We start from the raw sequence: 18,577 nt of genomic DNA, 5'->3' as shown, positions 1-18,577 counted from the left end.
GACACCATGAAGAACACTCAGCAGCCGTCGGGGATGCCGACGCACAAGTACGTTCCTTATCACGAGCAGATCCGCGTGTCGGTTCCTGACCGCACGTGGCCCGACGCGAAAATCACCCAGGCACCGCGCTGGTGCGCCGTAGACCTGCGCGATGGTAACCAGGCGCTCATCGACCCGATGAGCCCCGAGCGCAAGCGGATCATGTTCGATCTGCTGGTGAAGATGGGCTACAAAGAGATCGAGGTGGGCTTTCCGTCCGCGAGCCAGACGGACTTCGACTTCGTGCGTCACCTGATCGAAGACGACGTCATCCCCGACGACGTGACTATCCAGGTTCTGACGCAGGCGCGCGAGCACCTCATCGAGCGCACCTACGAATCGATCCGCGGCGCGAAGCGCGCGATCGTGCACCTCTACAACTCGACGAGCATCCTGCAGCGCGATGTCGTCTTCCGCACCGACAAGCAGGGGATCATCGACATCGCCCTCGAAGGTGCTCGCCTGTGCCGCAAGTTCGAGGCGACGGTTCCGGGCACGGAGGTGTTCTACGAGTACTCGCCTGAGAGCTACACCGGCACCGAGCTCGAGTTCGCCGTCGATGTGTGCAACCAGGTTCTCGAGATCTTCGAGCCGACGCCTGAGCGGAAGGTCATCATCAATCTGCCGGCGACGGTCGAGATGGCTACGCCGAACGTCTACGCTGACTCCATCGAATGGATGAGCCGCCACCTGAACCACCGCGAGAACGTCCTGATCTCGCTGCATCCGCATAACGATCGCGGCACGGCGATCGCGGCTGCCGAGCTCGGCTACATGGCCGGGGCCGACAGGATCGAGGGCTGCCTGTTCGGTAACGGCGAGCGCACCGGAAACGTCGACCTGGTCGCGTTGGGGATCAACCTGCTGACGCAGGGGGTCGACCCTCAGATCGACTTCAGCGACATCGACCAGGTCAAGCGCACCGTCGAGTACTGCAACCAGTTGCCCGTGCATGAGCGCAGTCCCTGGGCTGGCGACCTCGTCTTCACCGCCTTCAGCGGGTCGCACCAGGATGCGATCAAGAAGGGCTTCGAGTCGATGGATGCCGCCGCCGCGGCGCAGGGCGTCGGCGTCGATGAGTTGGTATGGGCTGTGCCCTACCTGCCGATCGATCCGAAGGATCTCGGCCGCTCGTACGAGGCCGTCATCCGCGTGAACTCGCAGTCCGGCAAGGGTGGCGTTGCGTACCTCTTGAAGACCGAGCACGCCCTGGACCTGCCGCGGAGACTGCAGATCGAGTTCTCGGGCGTCGTGCAGGCAAAGACGGATGCCGAGGGCGGCGAGGTCACCAGCGACCAGATCTGGTCGATCTTCACCGACGAATACCTGCCGAGCTCCGTCGCCGACGAGCGCTGGGGCCGTTTCGAACTGCTCTCCACCCGCACCGAAAGCGACATGACCGGTGACGTGGTCCTCGACGTGAAGCTCCGCGACGGCGACTCCGAGGTCTCGGCTCGCGGTAACGGCAACGGACCAGTCGCGGCGTTCCTGTCCGTGCTGCGCGAGCAGGGGTTCGATGTCACCGTCTACGACTACGTCGAGCACGCTCTCAGCGCCGGCGGCGATGCGCAAGCGGCTGCCTACGTCGAACTGCAGGTCGAGGGCGAGCGGCTGTGGGGTGTCGGAATCGACGGTGATATCTCGACGGCGTCGCTGAAGGCGATCGTCTCGGGCGTGAACCGCGCTATCCGCGTTCGCGAAGAGTCCGGAGTGCTCGCGGCCGTCTGACAGTCGAGCGCGCGCGGGGGTCGCCGGTCAGCCGGTTGCCCCCGCGTCGCCGTTGTCCGTTGCTAGCGGGGCGACGACAGTGATAGCTGATGTCTCGACGGCGACCTTCCGGCGGTAGAGGGCGCGTTGCTCGGGAAGCGAAATATCGAAGACGACGGCGAGGAGCCGGATGACCGTCGTCACGGCCACCGCGATGATCGCGGCGGCAGTCAACGGCGCCCCGAATGAGAACGAGACGGTGAGCACGACACACCCGGCGCCTGCAGCTACCGCGTAGAGCGATCCGACGTGCATGATGGCGACCGGTAGGCCCATCAGCACATCACGCAGGATGCCGCCACCGACTGCCGCGGCGACACCAACGAAGATCGCGGGCACTTCCGGAAGCCCGAGATACAGCGCCTTGCTCGTGCCGAACGCGCCGAACAGGCCGATGACGAGAGCGTCGAGTCCGACGATCAGCCAGCTGACGCGCTCGAGGATCGTTGCGAGCAGCATCCCCAGGAGCGCTGCCGCGACCGCGGTGAGCAGGTACCAGTTGGACTGCAACGTCGAAGGCGTGACGTTCAGCAGCAGGTCACGGATCAGACCGCCGCCCATCCCCATCACGATCCCGATGATCGCGACGCCGAGCAGGTCAAGGCGCCGCTGGCCACGGAATCCCGAGGCAAACAGAGCTCCCTGGAGGCCACCGAGCGCCACGGCGGAAAGATCCGCCCAGAGCGGGATCACGAAGAGCGGCTCGTTCACCCGTCCATTGTCGCTCGATGCCGGGATAATCGAGGGGTGCCCACCTACCGTGACGAAGTCGTGGTTCTGCGCACCCACAAACTGGGTGAAGCGGACCGGATCGTCACGCTACTGAGCAGGCGCCACGGCAAGGTTCGCGCCGTGGCGAAGGGCGTACGCCGCACATCGTCGCGGTTCGGCGCTCGCCTCGAGCCCTTCATGGTTGCCGATGTACTGCTGTACCAGGGGCGCTCGCTCGATATCGTGCAGCAGGCTGACAGCCTCGGCGCCTACGGCGCTGACATCGCGCTCCACTACGACAGGTACACGGCCGCGCACGCGATGGTCGAGGCCGCGGACCGGCTGACGGAGTCCGAGGCGACGACGCAGCAGTATCTTCTGCTGCTCGGCGGCCTTCGAGCGCTGGCTCGGGGCGAGCACGCGTCGCGCAGCATTCTCGACTCGTACCTGCTTCGCGTGATGGCTCTGTCGGGATGGGCGCCCGGGCTGGATGCGTGTGCGCGCTGCGGGCGCGTCGGGGAGCACACCTCCTTCGTCGCCCAGCTCGGCGGGATGGTGTGTTCCGAGTGCTCGCCGGTTGGCTCGGCGCGGGTGGATGCCGAGACCCTCGGAGTGTTGCGCGCGCTCATGACGGGGGAGTGGGACATCGTGGACGCGGCATCCGGTGGGGCAAACGGGGCGGCATCTGGCCTGATCGCGGCGTACACCCAGTGGCACCTCGAGCGCGGCATCCGTTCGCTCGAACACCTTGGCACCTTTGCGCCGCCTCCACAGCAGCCAGCAGCCGTTCAGACGATGGAACCCACTCCATGAGCCCCAAGCCCTACACCCACCGTGACGCCGTTCCCTACCGGCTGATCGATTGGACAGGTCTCTATCCGCCCGAGTTTCCCGCGGGCTCGGTACCGAACCATGTCGCCATCGTCATGGACGGAAACGGACGCTGGGCCAATCGGCAGGGTCTCACCCGTGTCGAGGGTCACAAGGCCGGCGAAGCGGCACTTCTCGATGTCGTGGCTGGCGCCATCCAAGCTGGCGTGAAGCACCTGTCGGTATATGCCTTTTCGACCGAGAACTGGTCGCGCTCACCCGACGAGGTCCGGTTCCTGATGGGCTTTAACCGCGATGTGCTGCACCGGCGTCGTGATCAGCTCAATGAGTGGGGTGTTCGGGTTCGCTGGGCTGGCCGCAAGCCTCGGCTGTGGTCGAGCGTGATCAAGGAACTGCAGTTCGCCGAGCAGCTGACCGCAGGCAATGACGTCCTGACGCTCACGATGTGCGTCAACTATGGGGGTCGTGTCGAGCTCGTCGACGCGGTGCGCTCCATCGCCGATGACGTGGCGGCGGGTCGCCTGCGAGCGTCGGCTGTGAGCGAGAAGCTCATCGCTCGACGGCTCTATCAGCCGGACATGCCGGATGTCGACCTGTTCATTCGATCAAGCGGAGAACAGCGCACATCGAACTTCCTTCTCTGGGAGTCGGCGTACGCGGAGTTCGTGTTCCTCGACACGCTATGGCCCGACTTTTCCCGAACAGACCTCTGGCGCGCGATCGACCTCTATCTCGGCCGCGACCGCCGGTTCGGTGGTGCCGTCGACACTCCGGAGGCGCCCGCTCTCTAGGCTGCTCGCTGGTAGGCGTCCACGCCTGATTCGGCTCGCCGGTGGTGAGCCTCGGTGCGTGCTGAAAGACTCGGTACAGACCCGAGGGAGATGCCATGCTGCACGAACGCGACACCATCCGTGACGAGATCTTCGACGAGGTTTTCGCCTCGACAGAGCTCTCGGCGAGCTTGCCGAAGTTCCAGATGCCCCAGAGCGAGCAGCTCGCGCGGCACGCATATCGGCTCGTTTCCGACGAGTTGATCCTCGACGGCAATTCGCGTCAGAACCTTGCGACGTTTTGCCAGACCTGGCTGGAGCCCGAAGTTCGGGACCTCATGCGCGAGACACTCGATAAGAACATGGTCGACAAGGACGAGTATCCGCAGACCGCGGCGATTGAGGCGCGGTGTGTCCACATCCTCGCCGACCTCTGGAACTCTCCCGAGGCGGAGAACACCCTCGGCACATCGACGACCGGCTCGAGCGAGGCGGCGATGCTCGGCGGTATGGCCCTGCTGTGGAAATGGCGCGAGCGCCGGCGGGCAGCTGGTCTGTCGACGGACAAACCAAACCTCATCTGCGGGCCCGTTCAGGTGTGTTGGCACAAGTTCGCCCGCTACTGGGACATCGAGCTGCGCGAAATCCCCATGGAACATGACCGGCTGATCATGACGCCGGATGCGGTTCTTTCTCGCGCCGATGAGAACACGATCGGCGTGCTACCCACGTTGGGTGTTACCTTCACCGGCCAGTACGAGCCAGTGCAAGCAGTCAGTGCGGCACTGGATGACCTCCAGGCACGTACCGGACTCGTCACTTCGAGCTCATCAACGATGGCAGTCCAGAGCACGGCATTCCGGCTATCTCGTGGAAACTCGTCGAGGGAGCCGAGCACGGATTCACCCTGTTTGATCTTGCCGACCGGCTGCGCACACGGGGCTGGCAGGTCCCGGCCTACACTATGCCCGCCGACCGGCAGGACTTGGCCGTACAGCGCATCCTCGTGCGCGCCGGCTTCAGCCGCGATGAGGCAAGCCTGCTGATGGATGACTACCGCGATGCCATTGCGCACTTCGACAAGCACCCCGTCTCGGTGCCGATGAGCGAGGAAGAGGCGGGCAGCTTCCACCACTGACCGGTGGTGAAGGCCTCGCGAGATCAGCGGGGGAGTGAGTCTTCGATCACCGCAACGATCGACGGATCGTCGGGCTTGGTCGTCGGGCGGAACCGGTGGACGGTGCCGTCGGGGGTGAGCAAGAACTTCTCGAAGTTCCAGAGCACCGGACCCCGCTTGCCCTCGGCATCCTTCGCCTTCTTGAGCGCCTTGTAGAGCGGCGCGGCGTGAGAGCCGTTGACTTTGACTTTCTCGGCGATCGGAAACGACACACCCCAGGTGGTCGAGCAGTAGTCGAGGATTTCGTCCATGCTGCCCGGCTCCTGACCCATGAACTGGTTGCAGGGGAACCCGACCACGGTGAATCCGCGATCACCGTAGGTCTTCTGAAGCTGCTCGAGCTGCGCATACTGCGGTGTCAGACCGCACTTTGAGGCGACATTGACCACCAGTACAACACCGTCGCCGTAGTCCCCGAGCGTCGCGGTCTGGCCGTCGGCGGTCACGAAGGGGATGTCACGAAGAGAAAGCTGCTGCACGTCGGTCATGGTTTCAGGCTACCGGCGGCTGCGGGGGAGGGCGCGGCACGTCGAGGCGCAGGTCTGGGAGAATGGGTGGATGCCGTCAACACCGTCAGCCACGTCTGTCGCGCCGTTGCGCATCGGCCCGATCACGGTCGACGCGCCGGTCGTGCTCGCGCCGATGGCCGGCATCACCAACACCGCGTTTCGGCGGTTGTGTCGCGAGTACGGCGCCGGTCTCTATGTCAGCGAGATGATCACGTCACGGGCACTCGTCGAGCGCAACGACACGACGATGCGGTTGATCACCCATCACGAGTCCGAAACGCCGCGATCGATTCAGCTCTACGGTGTGGATCCCGCCACGGTGGAGGGTGCGGTTCGGGTACTGGTCGAGGAAGACCGGGCAGATCACATCGACATGAACTTCGGATGCCCCGTCCCGAAAGTCACGCGCAAGGGCGGCGGCGCCGCCCTGCCGTGGAAGCTCGGCCTCTTCCGTGAGATCGTGACGCGCGCCGTACTCGCGGCGGGGCCCATCCCCGTGACGGTAAAGATGCGTAAGGGAATCGACGACGACCATCTCACCTATCTCCAAGCCGGCAGAATCGCCGAGGATGCCGGGGTCTCAGCCGTCGCGCTTCACGCTCGCACCGCCGCCCAGTTCTACTCCGGGGAAGCTGACTGGGAGGCGATCGCCCGACTCAAGGAGCACGTCACGTCAGTTCCGGTGCTCGGCAACGGCGACATCTGGGCCGCCGAGGACGCGACGCGGATGATGGCCGAGACCGGGTGTGATGGGGTCGTCGTGGGTCGGGGATGCCTTGGGCGGCCCTGGCTGTTCGGAGAGCTGGCGCGGGCGTTCGATGTGGATGCCGGCCCGACCGTGGACGCGAACCTCGGGTTCGTCGCGCAGGCGTTTCGCCGGCATGCCGAGCTCCTCGTCGAGTTCTTCGAGGACGAGGGCCGCGGCTGTCGCGACATCCGTAAGCACGTCGCCTGGTACTTCAAGGGCTACCCGGTAGGCGGTGATCTGCGTGCTCGGCTCGCGACGGCATCCTCGCTCGCCGAGATCGACGAGCTTCTCGCGGAGCTGGACCTGGACGCCCCCTATCCCGGCGCCGCCGCCGAGGGCCAGCGTGGGCGCGCAGGGAGCCCGAAGCGACCCGCCCTGCCCGACCGGTGGCTTGAGTCGCAGGAGATCGACGGCGTGGAATCGTGCGCGCTGGCCGAGGCCGAACTGGATCACAGCGGTGGCTGAGCGGGGCATTCCGGTGCATCCGGGATATACGGATGCCGATGCCGAGCGATTCTACGCTGAGCACCACCGATCGCAGCGCGACGGCTTCGCACGGGATCGGGCGCGCGTGCTGCATTCGGCTGCGCTTCGTCGACTTGCCGCAAAGACCCAAGTCTTGAGCCCGGCAAGTCCTGCGGACTTCGCTCGCAACCGCTTGACGCACTCGCTCGAGGTCGCGCAGGTCGGGCGCGAGCTTGCGACGGCGCTGCAGCTCGCACCTGACGTGGTCGATACCGCGTGCCTGAGTCACGACCTGGGGCATCCTCCCTTCGGCCATAACGGCGAGCGCGCCCTGAACGACTGGGCAGAAGACATCGGCGGGTTCGAGGGGAACGCGCAGACCCTGCGCATCCTGTCGCGCCTGGAGCCCAAGGTGATCGACGCCACCGGCCGAAGCCACGGCCTCAACCTCACGCGCGCGAGCCTGGATGCCACCTGCAAGTACCCGTGGACTTCCGCGCATCCGCTTCCTGATCCCGGTGGCCGGCTCAAGTACGGGGTATACGACGAGGATGAGGCGGTCTTCACGTGGATGCGCGAGGGCGCTCCCGGCCGCGTTCGCTGCATCGAGGCCGAGGTCATGGATCTCTCCGACGACATCGCCTATTCCGTACACGATTTCGAGGACGCCATCGTCAACGGGTACCTCGACCCCGCGCGCCTGGCCGACCCTGCCGAGCATGACGCGCTCATCCAGGCCATCCAGACCTGGGTGGGATACGACTTTGCGCGGGACGAGCTCGAGGACGCCCTCTATCGCCTCATGCGGATGCCGGAATGGGTTGCCAGTTTCTCGGGAACGCGCTCCGACCTCGCGCGGTTGAAGAACCTGACCAGCGACCTCATTGGACGCTTCGCGCGTGCCGCCGTGACGGCGACCCGGGCAGCAGCCGGAGGTCCGGAACTGACGCGTTTTCACGCACACGTCGTGGTGCCTCGTGTCATCGAGGCCGAGATGGGGGTGCTCAAGGGCATCATTGGTGCTGTGGTGGTGAGTATCGACGGCCGCAAGGCGCTGTACAAAGAGCAGCGGCGCCTGCTCAAGCGCCTGGCCACAGCGCTGTGGGAGAACCCGCATGAGCTGGATGCTGTGCACCGTGAAGACTTCGATCACGCCACGACCGACCGCGAACGGCGCCGCACCATCGTCGATCAAGTCGCAAGCCTGACCGATCAGCACGCGATCTCGTGGCACGGCCGCCTCGTTGGCGAGGTCGATGTCGCATCCCTCGGCATCTGGGTGCCCGGCGCGCCGATGCGGGCCCGGTAGGGCGGCCTGATGCCAGGACGGATCGCGCAGGCCGACATCGACGAGGTGAAGGCGCGGACGAACATCGCCGATGTGATCGGCGAGCGTGTAGCCCTCAAGCCCGCCGGTGTCGGTTCGCTGAAGGGACTGTGCCCCTTCCACGATGAGCGCAGCCCGAGCTTCCATGTGCGACCGCAGGTCGGCTTCTATCACTGCTTCGGGTGTGGCGAGTCCGGCGATGTGTACTCGTTCCTGCGCAAGATGGACCACCTGAGCTTCACCGAGGCTGTCGAGCGGTTGGCCGGGCGGATCGGCTACACCCTGCACTTCGAGGAGGGCGGCGCGGCACCGGAGAACTCGGGACGTAGTCGCCTCTACGCGGCAAACGCTGCAGCTGCCGAGTACTTTCGAGCCCAGCTTCTGACGCCCGAGGCCGAGGTCGGACGCCGGTTTCTGGGTGAGCGAGGGTTCGACGCTGCTGCCGCTGCGCACTTCGGGGTGGGCTTTGCGCCCAAGGGCTGGTCAAACCTCTCAGACGCTCTCGCTGGGCAAGGGTTCACGCGCGAGGAGCTGTTGGCTGCGGGGCTGCTCTCGCAGGGCCAGCGCGGCACGTACGACCGCTTTCGTGGCCGCCTCATCTGGCCGATCCGAGATGTGACCAGCCAAGTCGTCGGGTTCGGGGCGCGACGGCTGCTCGAGGATGACCAGGGGCCGAAGTACCTGAACACCCCAGAGACCTCGATCTACCGGAAGTCGCAGGTACTGTACGGCCTCGACCTTGCCAAGCGAGACATTTCCCGGGAGCATCGCGTCGTGGTCGTCGAGGGCTATACCGATGTCATGGCGTGTCATCTCGCCGGCATCACGACGGCGATCGCAACCTGTGGAACGGCGTTCGGCAGCGATCACATCACGGTGCTCAGGCGCGTCATGGGCGACGATTCGAGCGGGGGAGAGGTCGTCTTCACCTTCGACCCGGATGCCGCGGGTCAGAAGGCGGCGCTCCGGGCCTTCGCCGACGAGAAGCGCTTTTCGGCACAGACGTACGTGGCCGTGGCGCCGGACGGGCTAGACCCGTGCGATCTGCGGCTCGCTCGTGGTGACGACGCCGTGCGCGCCCTCATGACAACGAAGGCGCCGATGTTCGAGTTCGTCATCGACCAGCGACTTTCGCAGTACGACCTCGGCACTGTGGAGGGGCGCGCCGCAGCGCTCCGCGCAGCCGCACCTGTTGTCGCCGACATCCGAGACCCGTCGTTGCGACCCGGGTACGTCCGCGTCCTCGCGCGCCGGATCGGTCTGGATCTCGACGAGGTGAGCGCAGCGGTATCGCGAGCTTCCCGTTCGCGTGACACGGGCGGGTCGCTGCAGCGGCGTGGGCGCGATGACGCGCCGCCGGCTGAGCGCCAGCATCCGGATGACGGAGCCGCCGCCTCCGCACCGGTGCTGATCCCGACGATCGCGTCGCTTCCTCGTACCCGCGATGTCGTGATCGAGCGTGACGCGCTCATGGCGGCTCTGCAATTCGGGCACCGCCTCGACGATGCGACGGTCCGTCGCGCCCTGGGAGCGGCGTTCCAGCACCCCGCGCTCGATGCCGTTCGTGCCGCCGTGGTCGAGGCGCCCGATTACACGCGAGCGGGATGGGCAGTGCAGGCCGTTGACACCATCCGCGAGCCCTACCGCGCGCTCGGCTCGGAGCTGCTCATGTCTGCGTTCCCGGCCCTCGGCGAGGCGGATGCCGCAGCCTCGGCATCCGATTTGATGCGTCGATTGATCGTGCGACGCGTCGATTCGGAGAAGGCGGAACTGGTTCGCGCAGTCCAGCGCGTGCCTCCGGACTCCGAGGAGGGGCGTCGGATTCGCCTGCAGCTGCGCGAGCTCGATCTGGAGCGGCAGCGCTGGACAGGCGACACCGAACGCTGATCGACCGGGACTCTGGACTGGATCCCAGCGCAACGGCACGGCAGGATGAGGGTATGTCTCCTCGTCGCAGAGCCACCGAAGCGGCGATCGTGTGCTCGGACCTCTCGATCAGTCACACCGGTCGCGGCGAGACCGACAAGCTCATCGACGGGATCACCTTCACTGTCGCTCGCGGCTCGGTTCTTGCGCTCATGGGTCCTACCGGCGCCGGAAAATCGAGCCTCCTTTCGGTGCTTGCTGGTCGCGCGCACGAAGGCGTGTCGGTCACCGGGGGAGACGCGCTCGTCGATGGCATCTCGGTCCGGCGCCCCGGCAGGGCGATCCGCGAACTGACATATTTCGCCGGCTACCTGCCTCAATCAGCCGGCGCACACTTGCCCTCCCGGCTGACGGTCTCGGAGGTCATCGCCGAGCCGATCACCTCGAGGGAGCGGCGAATCAACCAGAAGGCCCTCGCGATCCGCGTCGCGGGCCTGCTCGATGAGCTCATGCTTCCCCTGGGCGTTGCGAACAAGTTCCCCTACGAGCTTTCGGCGGGGATGCGCCAGCGTGTGGCGCTCGCCCGAGGCCTCGTCGTCGACCCGCGGATTCTCGTGGCCGACGAACCGTTCGCGAATCTCGATGTCGAAGTCCGCAAAGCCGCGCGCGAGGCCATCACGCGGCGACGAGATGACACCGGCATGGCAGCTGTCGTCTCCACGCATGACCCCGAAGCCGTGAAGGAACTCGACGCGAACGTGCTCGTGCTGCGCGGTGGGCACGTCGTCGCCTTCGGCCACGGTACGAACGATCTGATCTGGACGCCGAGCGCAGAAGCAGACCGCCGCTTCGTCGTGTCCTGACGGCGCGACGAGGGCCTGGCTCGCGTCGTTGAAACCCCGTCGGCTTTGCTAAGATAGTGGGGTTGCCCGCTGCGGCGGGCATTTTCCTCGGTAGCTCAATTGGCAGAGCAATCGGCTGTTAACCGATAGGTTCTTGGTTCGAGTCCAAGCCGGGGAGCCATTACTCCATACCCTCGTCTTCCGTTCAGGCGTCGAGGTCGTCGACTCCTGGCATCCACGACTTCCCTGGTGTGCCCCAGCCCTGTTTGCGGGAGATCTTCTGGGCGGTGCGCCAGTCGCGGTCACCGAGCCGGTCCAGGTAGAGCACACCGTCGAGGTGGTCGAATTCGTGTTGCAGGATGCGGGCACGCCATCCGTCGACCTCGATGTCGACGGGCTGGCCGTCGAGATCGATCCCGGTGACCCGGGCACGCTCGGAGCGGCGCAGCGGGAACCGCTCACCCGGGAACGAGAGGCATCCCTCCGACTCCTCATCGGGATCGGGCTCGCCCGGTTCCAGGGGAGTGATCCACAGCTCCGGGTTGATGACCACGCCTCGCCACGGTGCACCGTCGTCATCGGTGTAGCTGTAGGTGAAGATCCGAAGCCCTACGCCTACCTGCGGGGCCGCCAGGCCGACGCCAGGAGCGGCATCCATCGTCTCGTACATGTCAGCGACGAGCTGACGGATGTCATCGCTGATCTCCGCGACGGCAGTGGCGGGAGCGTGGAGGACGGGATCGCCCATGATGCGGATCGGGAGAACAGCCATGCGACAAGCCTATTGAGACACACGGCGTCTGGCCGACGCCGGGATAGGGTCGAATCGTGCTCCTCCTGACCGTGTCGGCAAGCGTGACCGACCAGATCACTGAGGCGTTCCGCGACCCCGCGATCCTCGCCGGGATTCCCCTTGCGCTGCTCGGCGCCATCTTCATGTCGTTCGGTGCCCAGTATCAGTACCGGGGCGTCCAGAAGGTTGAGAAGCTCACCGGCCGCTCTGGCGGGAACGGGCTCGATCGCAATCATCTTCTGAACTTGCTGCGGCGGCCATCGTGGCTGGCGGGCACCATCATGTTGGGGCTCGCGATCGTCTGCCAGCTCGCGGCGCTTTCGGTGGCGCCGCTGATCCTGGTGCAACCGCTCGGAGCCGTCTCGCTGGTCATCACCACCCTGCTCAACGCCCGCATCAGTGGGCATCGCCCCACGCGCCAGTCGATTCGATCGATCATCGCGGCAGTGGGCGGGATCTTCATCTTCGTGACGATCGCCGCGTTCTTTGCCACCGAGCGCCCCGTCACGCAGGCGCAGCTGCTGGTCATCCTCGGTCTGCTGGCGGTGACCATCGTCATTTTCGCCGTTCTCTGGCTCGTGTTCCGCAAGCACGGTCTAGCGCTGTTCTACATCGTCGCCTCAGGCGTTCTCTACGGCTTCGTGGCGACACTCGCGAAGGTGGTCCTGAGCCGGATCCGGGACCAGAACTTCGACTGGCTCACTCTGCTGTGCGTCGTCGCCCTGTTGGCGGCGGTGGCGGTCGGTGCGTACTTCGTCCAGACGGCGTACAGCCTCGGGCCACCCGATCTCGTGATCGCGGGCCTGACGGTGATCGACCCGATCGTGGCGGTGGTCATCGGGCTCGTCGTGCTGCAGGAAGCCGAGACTGCGCCGCTGTGGGCCTTCATCGGGTTCGGGGTCGCCGGCGCCCTCGCCGTATACGGAGTGATCAGCCTGGCGCGCAACCACCCCCAGGTGATCAGCGACAGCCTCGAGCTACCGTTCACGCGCGGAAGCTCCTCGGACGATTGATCGGCAGACGGTTCGAAGTCCGCGTCGTGAGCGCACGCCCGGTACGCTGATCTGGCAGGGGGCGGTGGCCAAGCTGGTCAAGGCAGCGGGCTCATAACCCGACGATCGTGGGTTCAAGTCCCACCCGCCCTACGAACAGAGCCCCGCCGTCTGGCGGGGTTCTGTTCGTTGTCGGGGGTGTTGCCGCGAACGCACCTTGTGGGTGGGCCCCATTCGCCGGAGGCTCCGCGGATCGCGTAGCGAGCCGTGGAGGGGCGAAAGGGACAAGTCCCACCCGCCCTACGAGCAGAGCCCCGCCGTCTGGCGGGGTTCTGTTCGTTGTCGGGGGTGTTGCCGAGAGCGCGCCTGGGGGTGGGCGGGTGTTGCCGCCGAACGCTATTCCGCCTTCGGCTTGGTTGTGCGCCGGGAGGTGGCTACTTGCACGGGTTCGCTCGCGGCGGCATCCGCCATACCGGAGCCGAAGGCACGGCCGACGGCCTGCCCCTGGATGATGGTGGCGAGGTCAATGCCGGTTGCCGCCTGAACACTGTCGAAAACCGACTTCATGGCTGTCGCGCTGTCGGCCCCGATGACGCGGGATGCGCCCTCCTCGCCGGATCCGCCACCGACGATCGAGACGTTGCCGATGGCGGAGTAGCCCTTCGCGAACTCCGCCATGATCGAGGGGAGCACATCGAGCACGCGCTGAGACAGAATCGCCTCCTGGTTCGAAGCGATGGCTTCGGCCTCGGTTTCGATCGACTCGGCACGCGCCTGACCTTCGGCCCGGATCGCGTCGGCCTCGGCCTCTGCGCGCAGGCGCCGCGCGGTGGCTTCTGCGTCCGCGAGGGCGCGCAGTGCGCTGGCCTCACCGGCGGCGCGCGCCTCGGCAGCGGCTGCCTCACCGGCGGCGCGGGCCCGATCCGCTTCAGCCTGCTGCTCGGCGATTCGGGTGCGAGCCTCAGCTTCTTTGATCTTCTCGATCGCGGCAGCCTCTGCGGCACGTTCGCGAGTGTAGAGCTCGGCCTGAGCACGCGTCTCAGCCTCGTATCGCTGAGCGTCGGCGACGCGCTTGACGTCGGCATCCAGCTGTGCCTGCCGGTTCTCGGCCTGCTGCTGCAGAACCGCCTGCTCAGCCTGGGCTCTCGCGAGTTGCTCAGCCTGTTCGGCCTCGGCGCGGGCGCGACCGATACCGGCATTCGCATTGGCGGTATTGGTGTCCAGCGCCGTCTGCTCGATCAGGTTCGCTTCTTGGTTCGCGATGTTCTTCTGATTGATCGCGCGGTCGGCGTTGGTCTGCGCAATCTCGGCGGCCTGGCGTTTGGCCTGGATCTCGGGTGCGCCGAGCGACTGGATGTAGCCCATCGCGTCAGTGATTCCCTTGATCTGGAACGAGTCGAGGATGAGGCCCTGCTCGGCGAGCTCCTGAGAGACATCGGCGGCGATCTGATCCGAGAACTTCTTGCGCTCGCGCATGAGTTCGACGACCGACAGCGTCGCAACGATTCCGCGCAGCGCTCCCTCAAGCTGCTCCGTGGTGAACTGTTCGATCGCCTTGTCCTGTGACGCGAAACGCTCGGCGGCACGGCGGACGAACACCGGGTCGGACCCGATCTTGACGATCGCAACGCCATCGACGTTGAGCGTCACATTGTCGAGCGACTGCGCCTCGGCGTTCAACGACACCTGGCGAGAACGCAGGGAGATGATCTCGTGACGCTGCGTGATGGGGTTGACCAGTGACTTGCCGTTGACGATCACGGTGACCGGGGATTCGGACATCTCCGATCGGCTCGTGCCGTCGGCATCCATCACCGTGGTCTGCACTCGCTGCTTGCGGCCCGAGATGACAAGGGCCTCGTCCGCGCGAGCGACCTTGATCCACGCCTTCGCCAACAGGAGGCCGATGAGCGCGATGATGATCGCCGCAACGACTGCTATCCCGATGATGATCAGAATGCCGACAAAACCGGCTGCCTCCATGGATGTCTTCTTTTGGTTCAGGCGCGCGCTCGAACAAGCGCGCGCCGAGAGCCGCATGTTGCCCCCGGGTTCAGCCTTTCAGACGGACGGGCTCCGGCAAAGCCCGAATATCGCGCCCTGCACCGGTGAATCACAGGCTTGTGATTCGGGTCGCCCCGGGCGATAATGGGCCCAATAACAGAACAGCCACAGATCTCCTGAGGACGTTGGGGAAGACGCACCTCAGAACGGAGATCAATATGGCTACATCAATGACGCGCGGTGTGGTGATGATTCACTCCGCGCCGCGGGCGTTGTGCCCCCACCTGGAGTGGGCGGTGGGACGCGCGCTCGGTCGCGCGGTGAGCTTCGACTGGGCCGACCAGCCGGTATTGCCCGGCGCGCGGCGCGCTGAGTACTTCTGGTCAGGACCTGTCGGCACGGGAGCTGCGATTACGTCAGCCATGCACGGTTGGGAGCACCTGCGTTTCGAGGTGACCGAAGATCCGTCGGCCGCCTCAGACGGCGCTCGGTGGATGCACACGCCGGACCTCGGCATCCATCATGCGCAGACGGATGCCGCAGGCAACGTGGTCGTCGGGGAAGACCGCGTCCGGTACGCGCTGGAACTGGCGATACGGGACGTTCATGACATGCAGCGCGAACTGCAGGTCGCGCTCGGTTCGGCATGGGATGACGAACTCGAGCCGTTTCGTCACGCCAGTGACGACGCGCCAGTGGTGTGGCTTCACAAGGTGGGGTAGCAGGCTTCGCGTGCAGCGCGCGTGCGTACCGGATGTCGGATGAGTCGATTCCCGGCGCTGGGAGAGCGTGGCAGCACGTGACGATGAGAACGGGTTCCTCCGGGCAGAGTTGCGGAGGGGCCCGTTCTGCGTTTGGCTTCAGCAGTTCGGCGGCGTCGGATGACCAGCCGGCGGGCGCCCCTGGATCTCGCCCCAGGCGTATCCGCTGACCGCGTTGCCGTCGAGTGTGCCGGAGTACGAGAACAGCCCCTCGTAGACGGCGCGCCCGAGTGCGTTCAGCTCCTGGTCTTGGGCGGTGGCGTTGAAGACGAGGTCGGCCGCGGGTCGCGATGCCGAGGCATCCAGCTTCACGGCGTAGGACAGCTCATAGACGTAGCAGCTATGCGGCGAGGTCCACGTGCTCGTCGGATCCGGCGTGATGTGGATCGCGCCCTGCGGCCAGTTGGCGGTCGGCTGAAGGGTGCCATTGCCTGACTGGGAAGATCCGGCTCCGCCGAGCATGGCGTAGTAGAGGTTCCCAACGTCCTGCTGGCCGGTCACCGCGATCAGCATGCCCTGGTCGGTGTCGGGTAGTTGGACCGAGAACTCCGTCCATGCGTACCCGTTGCTGACGATGTACTTGGCGGAATCGTTGTACGTCTCGGTGAGATCGTCGAAGAACAGCACGCCTCCGGTGCCGCCTCCCGCGTAGGTCGATCCGATCTGAATCGACCACGACTCGACCTCGACGAGCGGCATCGAGTAGTAGTGCGAGCCCTGGCCGGTCATCGGGTCGCCTGTGGCGGCGAGGTAGCTTCCGATGTCCCCGCCGTAGTCGTTCATGATCCGGGTGCGCTGGTCGGCGGTCGCGATCGGGCCACCGGATGCCGGGAGCGGCATCCCATCGAACATCCACAGCGGGAAGAACCCGTTGGGTCCGTATCCCCACTGGATGATCCCTGTCGTGTCACGCGCGCGGATGGTCAGGGAGGTCGGCTCGCTGACGCCGGATTGGTAAATTCCGGTGTCGACCGAGACGGTGAGCTCGTAGATCGCGCCGACGGCGCCGATGGATCCGGAAACGACCCGCATGTCGACCGTCTGAGGCGGCTCGCCGTGATTCTGCTGCTCGACGTGGATGCTCCACGGCTGGTAGGTGATGCTCGTGGGAACCGTGATGTCGGCGAGTCCGTCGATTCCACCGAACGCGGGTCCGCTGTTCTGGTCGAGCCGGTTGAAGATGAGCCCTGATTCTTCAATGGTGAGGAGGGGAACCTGAAGGCCGGGGATGACCGAGTTTCCCTGCGACATCAACGCGATCGCGTTGATGCTCCCGTCGTCACCGACGAGGTGCCCGAAGAACTCGTAGGACTGCGAGTCGTACTGGGGGAGACCGGTTGACAGGTAGGCCCGGAATCCGGTGCAGTCCCGACCCTGTGCGAGCGGCACCGGTGAGTACTGGGCGATGGAGCCGAACGCGAGAACGGGATCCGCGGGTGGTGTGTTGCTGGTGGGGCACGCCGGCGGGATCGTGGGTGTCGGCGTCGGCGTCGGTGTCGGCGAGGGCGCCGGGTCGGGGTTCGAGGTCGGTTGCGGTGTTGGACGACCGGAGCCGCCCGTGCCGCCGCCGTGACCTGGATCGATCGGTGCTGGCGGAGCGGGCGTCGGACGAGAGGTCGGAGTGGCAGTGGGGGTAGCGGTCGGCGTCGATTGACGCCCCTGGATGGTTGCCGAGGGCGACGAGGAGGGGGACGCTGAGGTCTCCGGTGCGGCAGTGGGAGGTCCGAAGGTGCACCCACTCAGCCCGAGGAAGGACAGCGCCATGACCGGAGCCAGCACCATCGCACGAACAGAACCCACAGGTTGAGTCTGCCACACGGGGTCAGCCCGGCTGAGCGTCCCTAGATGTGATGCCCAGGGAGGTTGTTGAGTCTGCTGATGGGTGCGGCGCCGATTGCGGAGTGTCGCCTGTGGTGATTGTAGAAGTGGATCCAGCCCGGCAGCGCGTTTCGGCGCTCGGTTTCTGACGGGTAGAAGCGGGCGTAGGCCCAACCGTCGGCGAGGGTCCGGTGGAATCTCTCGATCTTTCCGTTCGTCTGCGGCCGGTAGGGGCGAGTGTGCTTTGGGTGGATGTCGAGTTGCGCGCAGGCGTCGCGCCAGGCGTGGGACTTGTATGCCGAGCCGTTGTCGGACAGGACTCGCTCGACCGTGACGTTGCGGTCTTTGAACCAGGCGACGGCGCGGCGGAGCACTCCGATCGCGGTGTCAGCCTTCTCGTCGGCGCAGATCTCGACGTAGGCGACGCGGGAGTAGTCGTCGACGACGGTGTGGAGGAACGCGGTGCCCAACAGTGGGCCACGCCATTTTGAGCGTGGCGCGCCGGTGCGTTCGACGGTCGCGGACCGGTTCCGATCGCCTTGCTGTTTACCGACGTAGCGCCAGCCGCCGCCATCGGGGATGTTGCCGAACTTGGTGACATCGACGTGGATGAGCGATCCGGGGTGGTCGTGCTCGTAGCGGCGGATCGGTTCCCCGGTGACTCGGTCGATGCGGCTCAGCCGGTTGATGCGGCAGCGAGTGAGCACCGCGTGGACGGTCGAGGCCGGGACGCCCAGCTCACCGGCGATTTGCACCGGACCGAGCCGGCGGCGCCACCGCAGTCGGACGATCTGACGGACGAGCTCGGGCGGTGTCTTGGACGGCATCGTGTGCGGGCGGCTGGACCGGTCGATCATCCCGGCCGGCCCTTCGGTGCGATACCGGGTCGCCCATTTGCGTGCGGTGATCGGCGAGACCATGAACATCTTCGCCGCGACGGTGACCGGCCAGCGCTCGTCGACGATGAGTCTGGCCAGCCGTAACCGAGCGCGTGGGGTGAGTGCAGCGTTAGCGTGGGACACGAAGGCCTCCTGTTGCGTGAAGCGGTTCCTTAGACAGCTCCACTTCACAACGGGAGGCCTTCCCGTGTCAGCAGATCAGGAGTGATTCACGAAGCAACGTCCCTGGGCATCACACCTGATATGTAGTGCCTTGTT

16 protein-coding genes and 2 tRNA genes are annotated in these 18,577 nt (G+C 65.8%); 12 read left to right on the top strand and 6 right to left on the bottom strand.

Translation table 11 applies throughout. The features are described from left to right. Positions 1–6 precede the first annotated feature (6 nt). On the top strand, positions 7–1,767 hold the full coding sequence (gene leuA, locus B4F19_RS12670; RefSeq protein ID WP_292735457.1) for a 2-isopropylmalate synthase: 1,761 nt from the start codon (positions 7–9) through the stop codon (positions 1,765–1,767). Positions 1,768–1,794: 27 nt separating this feature from the next. Here the strand turns inward: leuA and B4F19_RS12665 are convergent, their stop codons facing one another. Continuing rightward, positions 1,795–2,517 (bottom strand): trimeric intracellular cation channel family protein, encoded by a 723-nt coding sequence (locus B4F19_RS12665; RefSeq protein ID WP_228178908.1) that lies wholly within the window; start codon positions 2,515–2,517, stop codon positions 1,795–1,797. Between the two features lie 36 nt (positions 2,518–2,553). Here B4F19_RS12665 and recO point away from each other — a divergent pair, with 36 nt between their 5' ends. The 3 genes from recO to B4F19_RS12650 all read left to right on the top strand — a co-directional run bounded on the left by recO (position 2,554) and on the right by B4F19_RS12650 (position 5,164). Next, positions 2,554–3,330 carry a DNA repair protein RecO gene (recO, locus tag B4F19_RS12660; RefSeq protein ID WP_228178906.1) on the top strand — a complete coding sequence of 259 codons (777 nt, stop codon included), beginning with the start codon at positions 2,554–2,556 and terminating at the stop codon, positions 3,328–3,330. Continuing rightward, positions 3,327–4,139, top strand: a complete 813-nt coding sequence (locus tag B4F19_RS12655) for an isoprenyl transferase (RefSeq protein WP_292735454.1) — start codon at positions 3,327–3,329, stop codon at positions 4,137–4,139. The genes recO and B4F19_RS12655 overlap by 4 nt, the downstream gene beginning before the upstream one ends. Positions 4,140–4,234: 95 nt before the next feature. Beyond that, positions 4,235–5,164, top strand: a complete 930-nt coding sequence (locus B4F19_RS12650; RefSeq protein WP_292735451.1) for a pyridoxal-dependent decarboxylase — start codon at positions 4,235–4,237, stop codon at positions 5,162–5,164. Between the two features lie 115 nt (positions 5,165–5,279). Here B4F19_RS12650 and B4F19_RS12645 read toward each other — a convergent pair whose 3' ends face one another. Next, a complete protein-coding gene (locus tag B4F19_RS12645; RefSeq protein ID WP_292729390.1) occupies positions 5,280–5,783 on the bottom strand; it encodes a glutathione peroxidase in 504 nt (167 codons plus the stop codon). Between the two features lie 70 nt (positions 5,784–5,853). On the opposite strand from B4F19_RS12645, the gene dusB reads away from it, so the two are divergent. From dusB to B4F19_RS12620, 5 genes are all read left to right on the top strand, one after another. Beyond that, positions 5,854–7,017, top strand: coding sequence for a tRNA dihydrouridine synthase DusB (gene dusB / locus B4F19_RS12640; protein ID WP_292729388.1), 1,164 nt, complete (start codon positions 5,854–5,856; stop codon positions 7,015–7,017). Continuing rightward, on the top strand, positions 7,010–8,326 hold the full coding sequence (locus B4F19_RS12635; RefSeq protein ID WP_292729386.1) for a deoxyguanosinetriphosphate triphosphohydrolase: 1,317 nt from the start codon (positions 7,010–7,012) through the stop codon (positions 8,324–8,326). Before dusB ends, B4F19_RS12635 begins: the two co-directional genes overlap by 8 nt. Before the next feature lie 9 nt (positions 8,327–8,335). Then, positions 8,336–10,231: a DNA primase gene (gene dnaG, locus B4F19_RS12630; RefSeq protein WP_292735448.1), complete on the top strand. Its 1,896-nt coding sequence runs from the start codon at positions 8,336–8,338 to the stop codon at positions 10,229–10,231. Between the two features lie 53 nt (positions 10,232–10,284). After that, a complete protein-coding gene (locus B4F19_RS12625) occupies positions 10,285–11,073 on the top strand; it encodes an ATP-binding cassette domain-containing protein (RefSeq protein WP_292729380.1) in 789 nt (262 codons plus the stop codon). Between the two features lie 84 nt (positions 11,074–11,157). Next, positions 11,158–11,233 (top strand) — tRNA-Asn (locus B4F19_RS12620). A gap of 24 nt (positions 11,234–11,257) precedes the next feature. Here B4F19_RS12620 and def read toward each other — a convergent pair. After that, on the bottom strand, positions 11,258–11,824 hold the full coding sequence (gene def, locus B4F19_RS12615; protein ID WP_292735445.1) for a peptide deformylase: 567 nt from the start codon (positions 11,822–11,824) through the stop codon (positions 11,258–11,260). A 56-nt stretch (positions 11,825–11,880) separates the two neighbouring features. On the opposite strand from def, the gene B4F19_RS12610 reads away from it, so the two are divergent. After that, entirely contained in the window at positions 11,881–12,858 is a 978-nt protein-coding gene (locus B4F19_RS12610) for a DMT family transporter (protein WP_292735442.1), read from the top strand. A gap of 58 nt (positions 12,859–12,916) precedes the next feature. After that, positions 12,917–12,990 (top strand) — tRNA-Ile (locus tag B4F19_RS12605). Positions 12,991–13,233: 243 nt separating this feature from the next. On the opposite strand, the gene B4F19_RS12600 is transcribed toward B4F19_RS12605, so the two are convergent. Next, a complete protein-coding gene (locus tag B4F19_RS12600) occupies positions 13,234–14,820 on the bottom strand; it encodes an SPFH domain-containing protein (protein WP_292729371.1) in 1,587 nt (528 codons plus the stop codon). A 239-nt stretch (positions 14,821–15,059) separates the two neighbouring features. On the opposite strand from B4F19_RS12600, the gene B4F19_RS12595 reads away from it, so the two are divergent. Then, positions 15,060–15,563: a DUF3145 domain-containing protein gene (locus tag B4F19_RS12595; RefSeq protein WP_292729368.1), complete on the top strand. Its 504-nt coding sequence runs from the start codon at positions 15,060–15,062 to the stop codon at positions 15,561–15,563. Positions 15,564–15,701: 138 nt separating this feature from the next. Here B4F19_RS12595 and B4F19_RS12590 read toward each other — a convergent pair whose 3' ends face one another. Both B4F19_RS12590 and B4F19_RS12585 read right to left on the bottom strand, forming a co-directional pair. Then, positions 15,702–17,402, bottom strand: coding sequence for a lipocalin family protein (locus B4F19_RS12590; protein ID WP_292735439.1), 1,701 nt, complete (start codon positions 17,400–17,402; stop codon positions 15,702–15,704). Positions 17,403–17,443: 41 nt separating this feature from the next. Continuing rightward, positions 17,444–18,442 carry an IS481 family transposase gene (locus B4F19_RS12585; RefSeq protein WP_228176925.1) on the bottom strand — a complete coding sequence of 333 codons (999 nt, stop codon included), beginning with the start codon at positions 18,440–18,442 and terminating at the stop codon, positions 17,444–17,446. Between the last annotated feature and the right edge of the window lie 135 nt (positions 18,443–18,577).

The organism is Microbacterium sp. UBA1097, from assembly GCF_002313585.1.
GTDB lineage: Bacteria > Actinomycetota > Actinomycetes > Actinomycetales > Microbacteriaceae > Microbacterium.
This window is presented reverse-complemented; position numbering and strand designations above follow the sequence as displayed.